12 protein-coding genes and 1 riboswitch are annotated in these 17,298 nt (G+C 58.2%); all 12 genes read left to right on the forward strand.

The features are described 5' to 3' along the window. Positions 1-14 precede the first annotated feature (14 nt). The 12 genes from msrB (at position 15) to BCS37_RS03910 (ending at position 17,255) form a co-directional block, all read left to right on the forward strand. Positions 15-1,145, forward strand: coding sequence for a peptide-methionine (R)-S-oxide reductase MsrB (gene msrB, locus BCS37_RS03855; RefSeq protein ID WP_069180241.1), 1,131 nt, complete (start codon positions 15-17; stop codon positions 1,143-1,145). A gap of 91 nt (positions 1,146-1,236) precedes the next feature. Continuing rightward, a riboswitch (cobalamin riboswitch) is annotated at positions 1,237-1,429 on the forward strand. A gap of 168 nt (positions 1,430-1,597) precedes the next feature. Beyond that, positions 1,598-2,059, forward strand: coding sequence for a TonB-dependent receptor (locus BCS37_RS12360; protein ID WP_069180242.1), 462 nt, complete (start codon positions 1,598-1,600; stop codon positions 2,057-2,059). Next, the gene (locus tag BCS37_RS03865; RefSeq protein WP_069180243.1) at positions 2,049-3,014 is read left to right on the forward strand and encodes an ABC transporter substrate-binding protein; all 966 of its coding nucleotides are present in this window, start codon (positions 2,049-2,051) and stop codon (positions 3,012-3,014) included. The genes BCS37_RS12360 and BCS37_RS03865 overlap by 11 nt, the downstream gene beginning before the upstream one ends. 11 nt (positions 3,015-3,025) lie before the next feature. Then, on the forward strand, positions 3,026-4,051 hold the full coding sequence (locus tag BCS37_RS03870) for a radical SAM/SPASM domain-containing protein (protein WP_069180244.1): 1,026 nt from the start codon (positions 3,026-3,028) through the stop codon (positions 4,049-4,051). A 119-nt stretch (positions 4,052-4,170) separates the two neighbouring features. Next, positions 4,171-6,093 (forward strand): TonB-dependent receptor plug domain-containing protein, encoded by a 1,923-nt coding sequence (locus BCS37_RS03875; protein WP_237142735.1) that lies wholly within the window; start codon positions 4,171-4,173, stop codon positions 6,091-6,093. A gap of 119 nt (positions 6,094-6,212) precedes the next feature. Next, a complete protein-coding gene (locus BCS37_RS03880) occupies positions 6,213-7,244 on the forward strand; it encodes an ATP-binding protein (RefSeq protein ID WP_069180245.1) in 1,032 nt (343 codons plus the stop codon). Between the two features lie 22 nt (positions 7,245-7,266). Continuing rightward, positions 7,267-9,174 (forward strand): VWA domain-containing protein, encoded by a 1,908-nt coding sequence (locus BCS37_RS03885; protein WP_069180246.1) that lies wholly within the window; start codon positions 7,267-7,269, stop codon positions 9,172-9,174. A gap of 28 nt (positions 9,175-9,202) precedes the next feature. Further along, the gene (gene cobN, locus BCS37_RS03890) at positions 9,203-12,886 is read left to right on the forward strand and encodes a cobaltochelatase subunit CobN (RefSeq protein WP_069180247.1); all 3,684 of its coding nucleotides are present in this window, start codon (positions 9,203-9,205) and stop codon (positions 12,884-12,886) included. Further along, a complete protein-coding gene (locus tag BCS37_RS03895; protein WP_069180248.1) occupies positions 12,883-13,869 on the forward strand; it encodes an ABC transporter substrate-binding protein in 987 nt (328 codons plus the stop codon). The genes cobN and BCS37_RS03895 overlap by 4 nt, the downstream gene beginning before the upstream one ends. A 9-nt stretch (positions 13,870-13,878) precedes the next feature. Next, positions 13,879-14,691: a nucleotide-binding protein gene (locus tag BCS37_RS03900; RefSeq protein ID WP_069180249.1), complete on the forward strand. Its 813-nt coding sequence runs from the start codon at positions 13,879-13,881 to the stop codon at positions 14,689-14,691. Further along, positions 14,681-15,985 (forward strand): nitrogenase component 1, encoded by a 1,305-nt coding sequence (locus BCS37_RS03905; RefSeq protein ID WP_069180250.1) that lies wholly within the window; start codon positions 14,681-14,683, stop codon positions 15,983-15,985. Before BCS37_RS03900 ends, BCS37_RS03905 begins: the two co-directional genes overlap by 11 nt. Further along, entirely contained in the window at positions 15,978-17,255 is a 1,278-nt protein-coding gene (locus tag BCS37_RS03910; protein WP_069180251.1) for a nitrogenase component 1, read from the forward strand. Before BCS37_RS03905 ends, BCS37_RS03910 begins: the two co-directional genes overlap by 8 nt. Positions 17,256-17,298: the final 43 nt, after the last annotated feature.

Consider the following 17,298-nt stretch of genomic DNA (forward strand, 5'->3'; position numbering starts at 1 on the left):
CTAAGGAGAACTATATGAAAATAATGATATCACTGCGCAATATCTGTGTACTCGGACTGCTTGCTTGTCTCGGCGGCTGCGGCGCACCTGCCGAGACCTCGGCAGAGATGCCGCATGAAATCGTACAGCAGAATGTCCCTGTGCATGGACAGAAGGAAATCTATCTTGCAGGTGGCTGCTTCTGGGGGACGGAACTCTATGTCAGTCTGATCCACGGAGTTATTTCCGCAGAGAGCGGCTATGCGAACGGCCGCACATCGCACCCCTCATACCGTGAGGTATGCAGCGGGAGCGGTCATGCAGAGACGGTGCACATTGTCTACGATCCGCAGATTGTTTCTCTCGACGAGATACTGACGGCTTTTTACGATTCTATCGACCCGACAGCGATGGACCGGCAGGGCAATGACATCGGACGGCAGTATCGCTCCGGAATCTACTATGTGCCGAATGCGGACGGCAGTGAGAGTGCCGATGCGGCTGTGATCCGTGCCTCGCTCGATGCACTGCAGAAGAGGATCGGCAAGACGGTCGCCGTTGAGATGGGGCCGATTGTGAACTTCTATCGCGCGGAGGAGGATCATCAGAAATACCTTGAGAAGAATCCGAATGGATACTGCCATATCTCGCCTGCGCTCATTGCAAGAATGCGTGAAAAGTACGAGGCGGCAGAACGTGCAGAGGTGTCAAACGTGACACGCACTTACGAAAAACCATCGGATGCCGAACTCAAGGCGCGCCTGACGGGGATGCAGTACGCTGTCACGCAGGAGAAGGCGACGGAGCCGCCCTTCCGCAACGAGTACGATCACGAATTCCGCGAAGGCATCTACTGTGATATCACGACGGGTGAACCGCTTTTCATCTCCGCAGATAAGTATGATTCAGGATGCGGCTGGCCGGCGTTCTCGCGCCCGATCGACAGCGCTCTGATTGCCGAGCATGAGGATCGCTCGCACGGCATGGTGCGTACCGAGGTTACGGCGGCGAACAGCGGCGCGCATCTTGGGCACGTCTTTAACGATGGTCCTGCTGCAGCAGGGGGACTGCGTTACTGCATCAACAGTGCCTCCCTCCGCTTTATCCCGAAAGAGGATATGGAACGCGAGGGCTATGGGGACTATCTCTATCTGTTGGAGAAATAGTGTCATAGGAAAAGAATGGATAATTAAAGAATTATTCACTCTTTTCTTGACATGGCTTTGAATCAATGTTATCTTTACGATACGTGAAAAATTCATAGAGATTGGATTGGGTATCGTAAGATTTAATAGAGAATCCGGTATATGCCGGAGCGGTCACGCCACTGTAACAGGGAGTGATTCTGCACGCTGAACATTCAGCAGTCACTGGAGATGATATGTTTCTGGGAAGACGCAGAAGAGCGATGAACTGGAGCCAGGAGAACTGCCCAATCGACAATCACCGTTTGACCTGCGAGTGATGGGGATGGAGATTCAGACCGTTCTATTGTGTGTAAATTAAGCCCTTTTCTGCTTTAGCAGGAGGGGCTTTTTACTTGCCCTTATGCCTTAAGGTATTCCAAAATATGAACATGGTGCATGGAGAGCACGAAAGAGAAAGGTGATACAGGATTATGACAAAAGAGAAGAAGTGGACACTGGCGGTACTTGCGGCATTTGCCGGAGCGAGCTTTGTCGGGACGGCGTACGCTGCGGAGCAGGCGTCTACGGAACAAACGGAGACGCACGCGTTGAGTGATACCGTTGTAACGGCACAGCGACGTGAGAAGCGCGATCTCGATACGCCTGCAACGACGACGATCATCACAGCGAAGGAAATCGAGAAGGCAGGCTATCGCAACGTATTCGAGGCAATCGACCAGCAGATCGGCTCAACGAGTACATCGTACGGCGAAGCGGAGCAGGACATTCCGGACAAGCTCCAGCTCAATATGAATGTGATCTATACGGCGGGTAAAGATGACGTAGTGTCACTCGGCATTTACAACCTGCTGAACCGTGAAAACTACTCCAACCGCTACGGCAATCTCGACCTCGGGCGCAATTTCCGCCTGACCTATACGCATGCGTTCTAATGTGCAGCTCTGTGCATTTCTTCTGCTTCTCTCTCTCGCCGGCATGATTGCCGGCTGTGCGGGGGAGCGGAAGAATGCGTCAGAGCAATCTGTGTTTTATCGAGGGACGGATGATATGGGCATGGAGGTTGTCCTGCACGAGAAGCCGCAGCGCGTCGTCTCGCTTGGTCTTGCGACGGATGAGATTCTTCTTGCCATTGCGCCGCCCGAGCAGATTGCTGCACTTACCTCGTATTCGGATGACCCCGGACTATCCGCCATGACCGAGGAGGCAAAGGCGGTCTCGGTCAAACTCAAGGACAAGAGCCCCGAGCGCGTGCTCGCACTGCATCCCGACCTCGTCCTCACAACGGACGGCGTATCAAAGGAGGAGGTGGAGAGTCTGCGCGACCTCGGGCTGACGGTCTATGCTTCACGGACACCGAAGCGCATCGAGGGAGTTTTTACCCGCATCGAGGAGATCGGCAGGCTGACTGGGCAGGAGGAGAACGCCGCTGCACTAATTGCTGAAAAGCGTGCCCGTCTCGCCGATGTCGAGCGCCGCGTCGGGGACATCCCTGAGGCGGAGCGGCCGATCATTGTGGCTTTTGCGTTCAGCGGCGTATTCGGGCAGAAGGACGGCCTCTTTGACGATATGTGCCGCCATGCGTCTCTGCGCAACGGCGCCGCGCTCGTCGGACTGACGGCGGATACGCCCGTCTCGATGGAGCAGATTGTTGCGCTCGATCCGGATGTATTCCTCCTGCCGACATGGAGTGCGGAGGGGGAAAAGACGGAGGACTTTCGCCAAAAGCTCCGCAATGATCCTCTGTTCATGCATGTCAAGGCGGTGCGGGAGAATCATTTCTACACCGTGCCCGATACCTATCGTTACAGCGCGGGGCAGAACGCGATTGAGTGCGTCTATGAACTCGCACGTGCGGTCTACCCCGAGCGCTTTGCAGATGTGAAGTAAAGGAGACTGTGATGCCGCTGCGGATGTTGGTGCTGAGTCTCACGGGAGACTGCAATCTTGCGTGCCGCTACTGCTATGCATCCGGTCAAGACCGGAGCATGATGACATGGGAGACAGCGCGGCGTGCGATCGATCTCGCAGCGACGGGGGGAGCTCCCTTTATCCTTCAGTTCTCGGGTGGAGAGCCTCTGCTCGCCCTGCCACTCCTGCGGCAGATCGCGGACTACGTTCGCACCAATCACATACGGGTACGCATGGATCTGCAGACCAACGGGACTCTGATGACCGAGGAGACAGCAGATTTCCTGCACGGTGCGGACATCGGCATTGGCGTCAGCCTCGACGGCAGACCTACTGTTCACGATATGCTCCGCTGTTATCCTGACGGCAGGGGAACGTCGTCGGATGTTGTCGCCGGGATTCAGTGCCTCGCACAGCGCGGCATTGAGATCGGTCTGACCTGTGTTGTTACAGCGGAAAATGTTGGGGAACTCTCAGGCATCATAGAGATGGCATACTATCTCGGCAATGTGCGCCGCGTGGGCTTTGACCTCCTGCGCGGACAGGGGAGCGGCACTGCTGTCCGCCCCGCACGCGAGGAGGAGATGACACAGGCGATCGCAGAGGTCTTTGCGCGAAACGAACACCTTGGACGGCTGCACGGATATCGTATCGCGATTGCGCAGGAGGAGCAGGCGACGTGTCTTTCGCAGCGCACGGGCGACGGATTCTCACATTGTCATGCGATGAGCGGGGCAGGGGTGCACATTGACGCTGCGGGGCGCATCTTTGCGTGCTCCTCCTATGTCGGTGATGCGCGCTTTCTGCTCGGCGATGTGGAGCACGGGATCGACGTTCGGCGGCAGGTGGAGGTAGCACATGAGATGCAGGATGCCATGGCGTTTTGCAGGGTGTGTGCGGACTTTGCAGGATGCGGCGGCGCGTGCTATGCACGTTGGGCGGGGCAGGAACATTCTGCCCTGTCCAATGCCGAATGTGCACTGAAGCGATCTGCGATGATGGCGGCAGGCGTTTGAGGAAGTACCGATCAATGGAGCACATTTGCTTACGGGGATTTTTTCTGTCGGATGATGCCCCCATCTTGGCAGTTGATGAATAGATGTTGTTGTATCCGAATTTTAGGAGGAAAAATAAAATGACAAACTACATTTCAAAAAAGATTGTCATGAATGTGACAGCAGCACTTGCTTTTGGACTTGTATCTACGGGAGGAGGGCACACCTTTGCCGCAGATGCGGATTCGTCTACAAGTGAACATATGCTGAACGAAACCGTCGTTACAGCAACGCGTACACCCAATAAGGAACTGAAGACGGACGCGAATGTAACGGTGATTACGGGCAAGGACATCGAGCGACGTCATTATACGGATCTCACACAGGCACTGCGCGATGTACCGGGCGTTACCGTCAATCAGTATGCGCCGGCGGGATATAATAACAGCAGTAAATTTTATATCAACGGGTCAGAGGATGTGGTTCTTCTGATTGACGGTGTGAGGCAGAACTATGCGGGGGGCTTTTCTGCCTCCTTGGCATCTGCGATGAAGGATCTCGGCGGCATCGAGCGCATCGAGGTATTGCACGGCTCGGCATCGACCCTCTACGGCTCGGATGCAAAGGGCGGTGTCATCAATATCATAACGAAGAAAGCACAGGGGATGAAGACGACGCTCGGCATCGGCTACGGCAGCTACGGACGTCAGCAGTACAGCATCGCGAACGCCGGCGGTGAAAACGGCTGGGATTGGCGCGTGAAATACCAGAAGGATAAGAGCGGCGATTTCAAGGACGGACACGGCAATACGGTACCGTCCCGTCTGGATGCCGATTCGTTTAATCTTCATCTCGGCAAGGACTTGAGCAAAGCGTCCTATCTTGCTCTTAACTTCCGCTCCTACAAAGACTCGGATCACTATCAGGCACTCTATGAAAAGCAGCAGGGGCTCAATGTCAATCGCGGAAACTATGATTATTTGGATGGCGATTTGATCTGGAACGTGCAGATCGATGATACAACCAAGAATCAGATGAGTATTTCTCGCAGTAAATATGATTATGACATATTTACTCATAGTATATTTAACCCTGCAGGCTCCCTTTATGATTTCAGTGTTTGGACATGGAAATTCAGCGACCAATTTGACAAGAAGCTCGGCGATCATCTGTTGACAGCGGGCTTTGAATTCACAAAGGATGATACGACGATCAAGAACGGCAGCATTGTGAGTATTGATGATCGTACGCTTATCAACCGATCCTTCTATTTGCAGGATCAGTGGAGTATTCTTCCGACGCTGAAACTCACGGCAGGCATCCGCCATGACAGTAATTCTGCATTTGGGAGCCACAACAGCCCGAGCGTCAGCCTTGGCTACGACATTGATCCGGTGACGCATGCTTATGTTTCCTATAGCGAGTATTTTATCACACCGACACCAAATCAGCTCTATGCACCGATCTATGGGAATACAAATCTCAAACCGGAGTCCGGCAATACGAGGGAGATTGGCATAGCCCGGGATTTTGGCAAGGGCCTGAGCCTCACGGCAAGTTATTTCAAGCGTCATTCAAAGAATCGGATCGGCTACCATCCTATGACATATCAAAATATCAATGTCGGCGATGAGGACGCACACGGCTGGTCGCTGCAGCTGACCAAGCGTGTTGATTCCCATTGGCGTGCCCGCATTGGATACACGCAGACACATGTCGGCAAGACGGAGCAGAGAGGCGTTAACGCAGATGGCTACCTGCCCGAGGATCAGTGGAATATCGGCGTGGACTACCGCAACCGCGATTTTGATTCGTCTCTCCTTGCACGCGGGATCATCGGTCGGTCGGGACCCGTGAGAGGTGCATTCCCAACCGATAACTACTGGGTCGTCGATCTTGCTATGAACTACCAGATTGCCGATGCAACGAAGATCTATCTGAAGGCGAATAATATCTTCAACCAGTTCTATGCCGAGCACTCGAATGTAAAATTTGGTAGTCCCGGAGAGTGGTGGACGGCACCCGGACGCAACTTCATGATTGGTGTCGAGCAGAGTTTCTAACGATATAGGAATCGCTGAATTTATCAGTGCCACCTATAATACTGTGCAGAGGAAGCAAGGGAGGGGCTGTGGCAAGCTGATTGCCATAGCACCTTCCTTCCTCATGAAAGGAAATAGGAATGAAGAAGAGGGTAACATACCCCTTTGCTGCTATTGTTGGACAGGAGGAGATGAAGAAGGCGCTCCTTCTCAGCGTTGTCATGCCGTCGCTTGGCGGTGTGCTGATTAAGGGCGAGAAAGGGACGGCGAAATCCACTGCTGTCCGTGCTGCTGCAGCACTCCTGCCGAATCTGCGGGCGGTAACCGGCTGTGCCTGTCACTGTGATCCGTCGCTGCCGGATCTGTACTGTGATGCCTGCCGTGCAAGGCGGGGATTCGGAGAAGAGCTCACGGCAGAGGAAATTCCGATGCGTGTCGTGGAACTGCCCGTCAGCGCAACGGAGGACCGCGTGGTCGGAACGCTCGACATGGAGGCGGCGATTCAGCACGGGCGCAAGGAGTTCGAGCCGGGCATTCTGGCGGCGGCGAACCGCAACATCCTCTATGTAGATGAGATCAATCTGCTCGAGGATCATATCGTCGACATTCTGCTCGACTCTGCGGCGATGGGCGTTAATACCGTGGAGCGTGAGGGCATCTCCTATGCCCATCCGGCGCGCTTCGTTCTCGTTGGGACGATGAATCCGGAGGAGGGGGACATCCGCCCGCAGCTCCTCGATCGTTTTGCACTCTCCGTGACCGTTGCAGGCGAATGTGAAGCTGAGACGCGCGTTGAGGTGATTCGCCGCAGGATTGCCTATGAGCGCGATCCCGATGCCTTTGCTGAGGCCTATGCAGGCGCCCAGCAGGAGCTGCGTGAACAGATCACTGCGGCGCGTGCGCGTGTCGCCCACGTGGCGGCGCCGGATGAAATCCTCGGCTATGCAGCGCAGATCTCGTTGGCGCTCGGCGTCGACGGACACCGTGCGGATATTACGCTGATCAAGGCAGGCATTGCTCATGCAGCGCTTGCAGGACGCATGGCGGTGACGGCAGAGGATCTGCAGCGTGTCAGCCGCCTCGTCCTCGCACACCGTATGCGCCGCCGTCCTTTCGAGGAGGGGGCGGTTGACTGGAGTGCGGTGGATGCGATCTTGGGAGAACGTGCATAAATAGCTTTTCGGAGGAAAAAACTTGGATACTCCGCGTTATCCGCTGACTGCCGTTGTCGGGCAGGAGCACGCACGGTGCGCACTTTCGATTGCGCTCATCAACCCGCGAGCGGGAGGCCTCCTGATCTCCGGCACGCGGGGCACGGCAAAATCCGTTCTCGTTCGTGCGGCAGCACCGTTTACACCAGCCGGAAAAATTACGGAACTGCCGCTCGGAGCGTCGGAGGATATGATCTTCGGCACAATCGACATGGAGACGGCCCTGCAAAAAGGCGAGCGGCGCCTGCGGCACGGCCTGCTGCACCGTGCACGCAATACATTTCTCTATATGGACGAGGCCAACCTCCTGCGTGAGGATATTCTGTCCACGGTCCTGAAATGTGCGGGAGATGGTTCTTTTCGCCTCGAACGGGACGGGCTGTCGTTCATCGAGGAGGTTTCCTATACGCCTGTCGGCACGATGGATCCTGCAGAGGGGACGCTTCGCCCCGCTCTGTTGGATTCTTTCGGTATGTTTGTGACGATGGAGGAGGAGGGGGACGCGGCGCAGCGGAGCGAGATCGCCGCACGTGTACTCGCATACGAGCGTGATCCGGCATCCTTTCGTGCCTCCTATGCTGCGCAGGAGGAAGCATTCGGGGCGATGATCAGCCGTGCCCGCGCATTGCTGCCGCGCGTGGGGGTCCCGTCTGCCATTCTCCATTTTGCGGCAGCCTGTGCTGCGCGCGCATGTTGTGTCGGCAACCATGCGGAGATTTATCTCACCGAGGCGGCGCGTGCGATTGCAGCGCTCGCAGGAAGACCGTTCGTCATGCCGGCGGATGTGGAGGAGGCTGCGGAATTTGTGCTCGTGCATCGGATGAGCCGTCCGCAGGAGGAACAGCAGCCGCCCGATGATGGGAATGCACCGGAGCAGGGCCGGAATGAGATGCCGGATGAGCCGCAGGAATCACCTCCTCCGCAGGATGACGGAGGAGCGGAGGCTTCTCATGAATCCCCGTCGGAGAACGAACCCCAGGATTCCCCTCAGGATGGGGCGGACGATCCGTCCCGTCCTGAGGACGCAGATGCAGGGGAAGACGATCGCGTTGCAGCGCCGCTTGAAAACGTCATGGCGCGACTCTCGCTCCTCTCCATGACGATGCGTGCGCAGGTCGGAAAGAGCGGAAAGCGCGACATTGTTCAAACGCATACGGCGGACGGCCGCTGTCTGCGTACAGAACTGCCGCGCTCGGGCGGCCGCCTCGATCTCGCACTCTCTGCTACGCTGCGTGCGGCAGCCCCGTATCAGCGCGCGCGTCAGGGGACGCAGACGGTTGTGATTCGTCCTGAGGATGTGCGCGTTTGGGTGCGTGCGAAACGCTCGGCGGCAAATATCCTTTTTCTCGTCGATGCGAGCGGTTCGATGGGAGCACGCGAGCGCATGAGGATGGTGAAGGGAGCAATCCTTGCCCTCCTGCAGGAGGCATATCAAAAGCGCGACCGTGTGGGGCTGATTGCCTTTCGGCGGGATCGTGCGGAGACGCTCCTGCCGATGACGCGCAGTGTGGAGCTGGCGGAAAAGCAGCTGCGAGACCTGCCGATGGGCGGACGGACGCCGCTTGCCGAGGGCCTCGCCTGCGCTCTGCAAACGCTGCGTGAACTGGAACGCAGAGGCAGCGAGAAAACGGTACTCATCCTGATTACGGACGGGCGAACGAATACGGCGCGGGACGGAGATGACGGCGTACAGCGTGCCCTGCGTGCAGCAGAAGAGATCGCAGGCACGCAGGCGCTCACGCTTGTTCTTGATACGGAGCGCGGTGTGCCGCGGGTTGGGGCTGCACCGGAGATTGCCCGCCGCATGGAGGCTCGTTATTATACGTTGGAACAGCTCTCAGCTGAGGGGGTGCTCGAGATCGTTCGCGCATCCCGCAGGATGCAGGGATAAATCTGGCACATACAAAGGAGCAGACACGATGAGGATTGTACTCTATACCAACATTCTGCGTGTTACTGTGCTCGCACGCCGCTGCGCTTCCTATATGGAGGAACCCGAGGTGTGCGTCTGCCCTGTCAAGGGCATGGACGATTGGAATGCGATGCGCGCAGATGCGGATCTCCACCTCTTCCTCTGGATGGGCACAGGACTCGATAATGACTTTCTAAAGAAAGCATCGCGTGACCTGCAGAGAAAGAGAGTTCCCCATCTGATCGTCGTGGACAATGCCGATCATGATAAGGTGACATATGGGTTCTCGGAGGAGCAAATTCAGACGGCATGGGCATATTTTCGCTATGACGGCGAGGAGAATATGCGCAATCTTTTTTACTGGCTCGGCAGAGAGTTCGGAGGGCTTGCCTGCACAGCAGAGCCGCCGCGTCCGCTCACGTGGAACGGCGTCTATCATCCGGACTGGACGGGGGATCCCGAGGACATCGCGGGATATCTCGCCTCGCATTACCAGGAAGGGCGTCCGACGGTCGGGATGATATTTTATCGTTCGGAATGGATTACGGGGGACTTCACCTACCATACTGCGCTCGTTCGTGCAATCGAGGCGGAGGGGATGAACGCGGTCGCTGTGTTTTCCAATTCCTATCGTGACGAACGCGTAGAGTCGCCGACGCTGATGGATGCGATCCGCAAGTACTTCTGCAGGGATGGAAAGCCCTTTGTCGACGTGATCATCAGTACGATGAAGTTTTCCATCAAGGCAGGCGGCACGCGTATTGAGGACCTCTATGAACTCGGCGTGCCCATTCTTGAGGCGTATACGGTGCTTGCAGAAAAGGAGGAGTGGGAGCGCTCTCCGGCGGGACTTGACCCCATGGAGGTCTCGATGAGCGTCGCCATGCCGGAGTTTGACGGCGTGATCCATGGCGTACCGATTGCAGCGAAGGTGCGCGACGAAAGCGGTGAGGTCAGCTATGCAGCCCTCAATGAGCGCATGGAGCGGATCGCGTGCAAGGCACGCAAGTGGGCAGCGCTGCGGCATAAGCCAAACGCGGAGAAGAAGATTGCCATTGTTTTCCATAACTATCCGCCGACGAATGCGAACATCGGAAGCGCTGCGGGGTTGGATTCGCCGGAGAGCGTGCTTCGTCTGCTCACGGCAATGTGCACGGCGGGCTACCTCATGGATGAGATTCCGGAGAGCAGCAAGGCGTTTATGAAGCTGCTGACGGATCACGCGACAAATGACCGCCGCTTTATGAGCGCGGCACAGGCAAAGTCTGCGGACGGACAGCTGACGGCAGAGCAGTACCGCACATTTTTCACAGAGCTGCCGGAGCAGGTGCGATCACAGCTGACAAAGGACTGGGGCGATGCGCCCGGCGACGTGTTCAACTATGACGGGACCCTGCTCATCCCGGGCACGCTGAACGGGAATCTGTTCATCACGGTGCAGCCGCCGCGCGGGTTTGGTGAGGATCCGGGAAAGCTCCTGCATTCGCCCGATGCTGCACCGACGCATCACTACATCGGATGCTATCACTGGCTGCGCGATATCTGGAAGGCGGATGCCGTGATCCACGTCGGAACACACGGATCGCTGGAGTGGCTGCCGGGGAAGAGCACCGGCCTGTCCGATATCTGCTACCCGGATGTGTCGCTGGGCGATCTGCCGGACATCTATCCCTACTGGATCACGATCGTTGGGGAGGGGATTCAGGCGAAACGCCGCGGTGCGGCGTGCCTCATCAGCCATCTCTCCCCGCCGATGCAGCTGGCAGGAGGATTCGAGGAACTCGAAGAGCTCGAGCAGGCCCTTGATGAATACGTTCACTTCCGTGCGACGCAGCCGGACAATATCGAGGCTGTGCAGGATATCGTCCGTGAAAAGGCGGCTGCCTGTCATTTTGAGGATGAGATTGATGAGGGCGATGACTTCGACGATTATACGGCGCGCCTCCACAACTATGTGACAGACATCAAGAATATGCAGATCCGCACAGGCCTGCATATTCTCGGGCGCGCCCCCGAGGGAGAGGGACTGATCGACTTCCTGTGCGCGCTCGTGCGCATGGAGCACGGCGGGGAGAAATCCCTCGTTCGCCTGCTCGCCGCGCAGGCAGGCTATGACTATGAGGAGCTTCTCACGCACAGCGAGCGCATGACAGCAGATGAGATGACCTATGGCAGGAAGCTGGACGCGGTCGAGGCAGAGATGCGCGCGCTCATCTCCTTCCTTGCCGCATATGACTATGCACCGGAGGCGGTCGAGCAGGCAATGACACTTCCCGGGATTGCCGCTGCCTCTGCGGAGGCGCGTGCATCATTTTCCCATGCGCTGCACGAGATTGTGGAGAATATGGTGCCGCGTCTGCGCCGTACAGAGGGGGAGATTACGGAGACGCTGCGCGCGCTCACAGGCAGATACATTGAGCCAAGCCCTGCAGGCGCACCGACGACAAACGGCGTGGATGTGCTTCCGACGGGGCGGAATTTCTACGGCCTCGACCCGCGCTGTATGCCGACGCCTGCTGCTTGGGAGTACGGAAAACAGCTCGGTGATGCCCTCATAGAGCAGTATATCAGCGACGAGGGGCGCTATCCGGAGGCGGTCGGGATTGTCTTCTGGGCGGGCTCGAATATGCGCAGCCACGGGCAGTGCATCGCAGAGCTCTTCTATCTCATGGGGGTGCGTCCCATATGGCTGCGATCCTCGCAGCGTGTCTGCGGTCTCGAGATCATCCCCGTCGCCGAGCTCCAGCGGCCTCGTATCGATGTGACGGCACGCATCAGCGGACTGTTCCGCGATGCCGTTCCGAATGCGATACGCTGGGTCGATGAGGCGGTGCGCATGGTGCGCGACCTCGATGAGAGCGACGAGGAGAACTATGTGCGCAAGCACGTCCTCGCAGATACCGCCTGGCTCGAGGAGCAGGGGGAGGCGCAGGAGAGTGCATGGGAACGCGCCTCTGTGCGCATTTTTGGCGATCCTCCAGGAGCGTATGGTGCGGGCATTGCGAGTCTCCTCGAGTCGAAGGCATGGGAGACGCTCGACGATCTGGCGGCGGTCTATACGCGGTTCTCGGGAACCGCATACGGCGGTGATGGGTTTGCACGCGGTTATGATCCCGAGGTGTTTCAGCGCCGTATGGCGGGGCTCGATGTCACGGTCAAGAACGAGGACACACGTGAGACGCATATGTTCAGCTCGGACGACTACAACGCCTACCACGGCGGCATGATTGCGACCGTGCGGGCACTGACGGGCAAGGCTCCGCGCTCCTATACGGGCGACTCGAGCGACCGGCAGCGCATTGTCCTGCGCAGCGTCGCCGAGGAGGCGGCCCGCCTCTTCCGCGGGGAAGCGATGAATCCGAAGTTCATCGAGGGGATGAAGGAGCACGGCTATAAGGGTGCCTCTGATCTCGCGAACTATCTTGCGCACAGCTATCAATGGGATGCGACAAGCGGCGTGATGAAGGATTGGATGTACGAGGGCTACGCGCGCAAATATGTGCTGGACGCGGGCATGCAGGAGTGGATGCAGGATGTCAACCCGTGGGCGCTTCACCGCATGGCGGAAACACTGCTCGAGGCAGAGCAGCGCGGCCTATGGAGCGCCTCGAAGGAAACGCTTGCGGAGGTGCGCAGCCTCTATCTCTCCATTGAGGGTGATCTCGAGGAACGTTCGGAGGGGACCGTATGAGCTGCAAAAATCAACTCATGTCCTTTTTCATAGCGGTTCTCACCGTATGCTTTCTCACGGGCTGCGCTGACCTTTCCAATAACCAGGGAGGGGGTTATCAGGTTACGGATGTGGAGGGCACGGTCATCACGATCGCGCATAAGCCGCAGCGGATCCTGACCGTCAGTGCTGGTACGGATGAGCTGATGCTTGGCCTTGTGGAGCCGGAGCGCATGGCGGCGATCAATGAATCTCTCGCCGATCGGGAACATACGAATATTCCGTGGGTGTGTGACCGGATTCCGACGGTCATCCCCCGCAGCCCGTCGGTCGAGCAGATTGCGGCGCTGCATCCGGATCTTGTCATCGTGACGCCGTGGATGCCGCGCGAGAACATCGATGCCATCCGCGAGCTGAACGTGCCGGTTCTCGTCTGCAAGTCCGCTGCGACAATAGAGGATATTCACGATAATATCCGACTCTATGCAGCGGCTGTCGGCGAAGTGGAGCGCGGGGAGAAACTCGTCGGCATGATGGAGGAAAAGCTCGCGGAGATCCGTGCGAAGGTGGCAGAGGTTCCGGAGGAGAAGAAGCATAAGAGCATTGCACTCATCTCCATCATGGTGAACTACGGCGGCGCAGGCTGTACCTTTGACGAGCTCTGCCGCTGTACGGATTCGATCAACGCCAAGGCGGCGGCAGGCAATCGCATGGGGCAGGAGATGACGAAGGAGCAACTCGTCGCAGCGAATCCAGACTACCTCTTTTTCCCAAGCTATGAAGATGGTGCGACCAACGAGGAGAACTACGGACGTCAGTATCTGGAGGACCCCTCGCTTGCACAGATGACTGCCGTGCGGGAGCGACAGATCGGTCATCCGTGGGCGCGCTATGTTTACAATCTCTCGCAGGACATTGTGTATGGTATTCAGGAGACGGCGTGGATTCTCTACGGCGACGAGTTCAAACAGTCGCGGCATGAGTTTCTTACGGCCGTGGAATAAGGTGATCCTATGAAAAAAATTGCCTTCTACGGCAAGGGCGGCATCGGAAAGTCCACGACAGCCGCAAATGTATCTGCCGCGTTCTCTCGCATGGGACGGCGCGTCTGCCAGATCGGCTGTGATCCGAAGAATGACTCGACGCGCCTTCTGCTCGGCCGTATTGCGCCCTCCACGATCCTCGATCTGGAGCGGGAGAAAAAGGGAGCTGCGCTGACGCTCGCAGACCTCGTGCATGAAGGGTTCAGCGGCATTCGCTGCATTGAGGCCGGCGGGCCGGATCCCGGCGTTGGCTGTGCAGGGCGCGGGATTATCGTTGCGCTCGAGCGCCTCAAGGCACTGCATGCGTTTGATGACCTCGATGTCGTTCTCTACGATGTCCTCGGCGATGTGGTCTGCGGCGGCTTTGCCGTGCCCATCCGTGAGGGCTATGCCTCGGAGATATACATTGTTTCCTCGGGCGAGCTCATGTCGCTCTATGCGGCGAACAATATAGCAAAGGGCGTGCGCCGTTTCGCCGAGCGCGGTGCGGTGAAGCTCGGCGGCATCATCGGCAACGGCAGAGATGTTCTGCGTGAGCGAGAGCTGCTCGAGGCGTTTGCTGCACGTATCGGTACGCAGCTCATCACCTACATCCCGCGGTCGCGCGCTGTGCACGAGGCGGAGATTCATCGGCAGACGCTCATCGCCTATGCGCCCGACTCGGAGCAGGCGCAGCACTATACGGCACTCGCGCAGGCGATCGATACGAATGAGATGCTGACCGTTCCGACACCGATGGAGTTCGAGGAGCTCGAGGATCTGGTGGAGCGCTATGGGGATTGAGGTCAAGCGCGTCGGCGTCCGTCGGACGAACTGCAGCTGCAGCATGCCGGGTGTCTGGCGCGCGCTGTCCTTCGTGCGGGGTGCACTCGTTGTCTTTCACAGCCCGCGTCCGTGTGCGCATATTGCGCACGGCATGGATGTGAGCAGCTTTCACCGGCTGACGGCAGCGGGGACCTCCGTACGTCTCTCTTCTGTGCCGCTCCTGACAAGTGGCCTTGGGGAGAACGAGGCGATTTTCGGCGGCGAGGACCGACTGCGGGAGTGCATTCGTTTTGGCGCAGAGAAGTATCACCCGCAGGCCGTATTCATCGCAAACTCCTGCGTCAGCGGCGTGATCGGTGATGATACGAAGGCGATCGCGGAGGAGATGGAGGCGGAGCTCGGGATTCCTGTCATGGCGGTGTCTGCGCACGGATTCCTCGATGGAGAGTACTATGCGGGCTACCTCGATGCTGCACGTGCGCTCGTAGACCGCTTCATGCAGCCCGCAGAGCGAAAGGCGGGAACCGTTGCCCTCCTCGGTGACTGCGGAGGAATGCACGGAGAATACGTGAAGGAGCTGCGGCGACTGCTTGCCCTGCTCGATCTCAAGGTGACGGCGCAGTTCCCGTCGTATCTGGCACTCGATGAGATGCAGGCGGTGCCGGAGGCGGAGCTCATCATTCTCCTCGGACGTCGGATGGACGATGAGAAGCAGGCACAGCTGGCAGCACTCGCGGAGCATATGCATGAGCGCTTCGGCACGCCGTATCTCGCCGATGTTTATGCCGTCGGCGCGGAGGAGACAAAGACCTGGCTGCGCCGTGTCGGCGCACTCTGTCACCGAGAGGAGGCGGCAGAGCGTGCCATCGCATCGGAGGAGGCGGCTTTTTCCGCAGTTGTCGAGAAGGCGCGTGCTGATCTCGCGGGGCGAAGATGCGGGCTTGCGATTGGCCGCGACCTTACATGGTTTCAGCCGGAAATCATCCTGCGCCTGCTGAACAAGGCCGGCGTTGTGCTGTCCGGAATCGTGCTGCTGGACTGTTTTATGCCCGCACGGCGTGAAGTGATGGAGGAGGCACTGCGGTGTCTGACCGATGTCCCCATCTATTACGAGGGGGATGCGGCAGCGGATGAGATGCTGCATGCGGCAGACTTTGTTTTAACGACACATGAACTCGTTGATGCGAAGCTGCGCCAGCTTTTCCTCGCACTGCTGCCGTCGGTCGGATGGTCGATGGAGCGTCGTCTGCTGGACGATATGCGGCAGATACTGCACCGGCATGAGAGCAGAGGAGGGCTGATTTATGGGTGAGCGGGAGAAATCCTTCGACGATGTCTGTATGTGCACGGATACCTGTGCGCTTGCAGGCGCATCGGCCTTTTTTGCAGGGCTGCGGGATGCTGTCATTGTCGTCAACGGGCCTCTCTGGTGCTATTTCTTTGCGATGCGGCATATCGAGCACAGCCAAAGCACGATCTCACACCGTATGATCTGCACGCAGCTGGATAATGACGCCATTGTATTCGGCGCAGAGGAGTATCTGCGGGAGGCCCTCGCACCCTATGCAGCGGAGCCGCCCCCGCTGCTCGCGATCATCAGCAGCTGTGCAGCGGGGCTCATCGGCGACGACATTGAGGCGATTGCGCGCGGGGCAGGACTCTCCTGTCCGATCGCCGTGCTGGACAGCAGCGGTCTCGCAGGGAGTTTTGCCGATGGCTGGGATAAGGCTGCATGCGCCGTGCTTTCAGCATTTCTGCCTGAACAGCACGCGGGACAGGCGAATGCGGTCAATCTCATCGGCGTGACGAGTGCCTACTACAACGGGGAGAACGATGCGGACGAGCTTATGCGGCTTCTTGCGCTGGCGGGATACCGTGTCAATGCTGCTCTGGGCTGCGATATGTCTGCGGCGGATCTGAGCGGTCTGACGCAGGCAGCGCTGAATATTGTAGTGCATGACGAACTCGGGGGCGGTGCCGCCCGCCTGCTTGCGGAGACCTGCGGCATGCCCTGCATTGCACCTCTGCCTCCCTACGGCCGCGCGGGAACGCGGAAGTGGCTCGCAGAGATCGGACGTGTGCTGCCCGCTCCCCGTGCCGATGCTGCGGAAGAGGAGATCACGCGCGTTACGCGCGAGGACTTCCTGCGCATCAACGAGTGCAAAAGCCTCTGGGGAGAACTCCGCTATGAGACGGCACTCATCCGTGCGCCCCGCTCCACGGCTTGGGGGATCGCGCAGGCGCTGCGTACGGAGTGGGCAGATGTCTGTCATCTCGCCGTTGCGGCGGACGCTGAGGGCGTGCCGACAGCAACTCCGATTGCGGATGAGATCCTCGGTGAGACGGATGCCGTGCGCATCCGGGAGCTCCTCAACGGGTTGGATGGGGGGCTGCTGATCGGCAGCAGCAACGAGTCCGCACACATCAACCCGCGCACGGCTGCGTATTTTCCCGCAGCCTATCCCGTGCAGGATGCCCTGCACCTTTCGGATGCTCCATTTATGGGACTGCGCGGAGCGCGCCACATCGAGGAACGGCTGTGGAACGACAACATCCTGCAGCGTAAGGTTTTAATTTCTTAGAATGATTCTCAGGTAATCATTTTATGGTATAATGCAGTGATAT

This window comes from Selenomonas sp. oral taxon 920 (assembly GCF_001717585.1).
Classification (GTDB): domain Bacteria; phylum Bacillota; class Negativicutes; order Selenomonadales; family Selenomonadaceae; genus Centipeda.

What these genes read in the sequence shown, in the direction of transcription:
- BCS37_RS03880 (WP_069180245.1), top strand. Translation starts at nt 6,213, where the DNA reads ATGAAGAAGAGGGTAACATACCCCTTTGCTGCTATTGTTGGACAGGAG.
- BCS37_RS03875 (WP_237142735.1), top strand. Translation starts at nt 4,171, where the DNA reads ATGACAAACTACATTTCAAAAAAGATTGTCATGAATGTGACAGCAGCA.
- BCS37_RS03910 (WP_069180251.1), top strand. Translation starts at nt 15,978, where the DNA reads ATGGGTGAGCGGGAGAAATCCTTCGACGATGTCTGTATGTGCACGGAT.
- cobN (WP_069180247.1), top strand. Translation starts at nt 9,203, where the DNA reads ATGAGGATTGTACTCTATACCAACATTCTGCGTGTTACTGTGCTCGCA.
- BCS37_RS03870 (WP_069180244.1), top strand. Translation starts at nt 3,026, where the DNA reads ATGCCGCTGCGGATGTTGGTGCTGAGTCTCACGGGAGACTGCAATCTT.
- BCS37_RS03900 (WP_069180249.1), top strand. Translation starts at nt 13,879, where the DNA reads ATGAAAAAAATTGCCTTCTACGGCAAGGGCGGCATCGGAAAGTCCACG.
- BCS37_RS03895 (WP_069180248.1), top strand. Translation starts at nt 12,883, where the DNA reads ATGAGCTGCAAAAATCAACTCATGTCCTTTTTCATAGCGGTTCTCACC.
- BCS37_RS03865 (WP_069180243.1), top strand. Translation starts at nt 2,049, where the DNA reads ATGCGTTCTAATGTGCAGCTCTGTGCATTTCTTCTGCTTCTCTCTCTC.
- BCS37_RS03905 (WP_069180250.1), top strand. Translation starts at nt 14,681, where the DNA reads ATGGGGATTGAGGTCAAGCGCGTCGGCGTCCGTCGGACGAACTGCAGC.
- BCS37_RS12360 (WP_069180242.1), top strand. Translation starts at nt 1,598, where the DNA reads ATGACAAAAGAGAAGAAGTGGACACTGGCGGTACTTGCGGCATTTGCC.
- msrB (WP_069180241.1), top strand. Translation starts at nt 15, where the DNA reads ATGAAAATAATGATATCACTGCGCAATATCTGTGTACTCGGACTGCTT.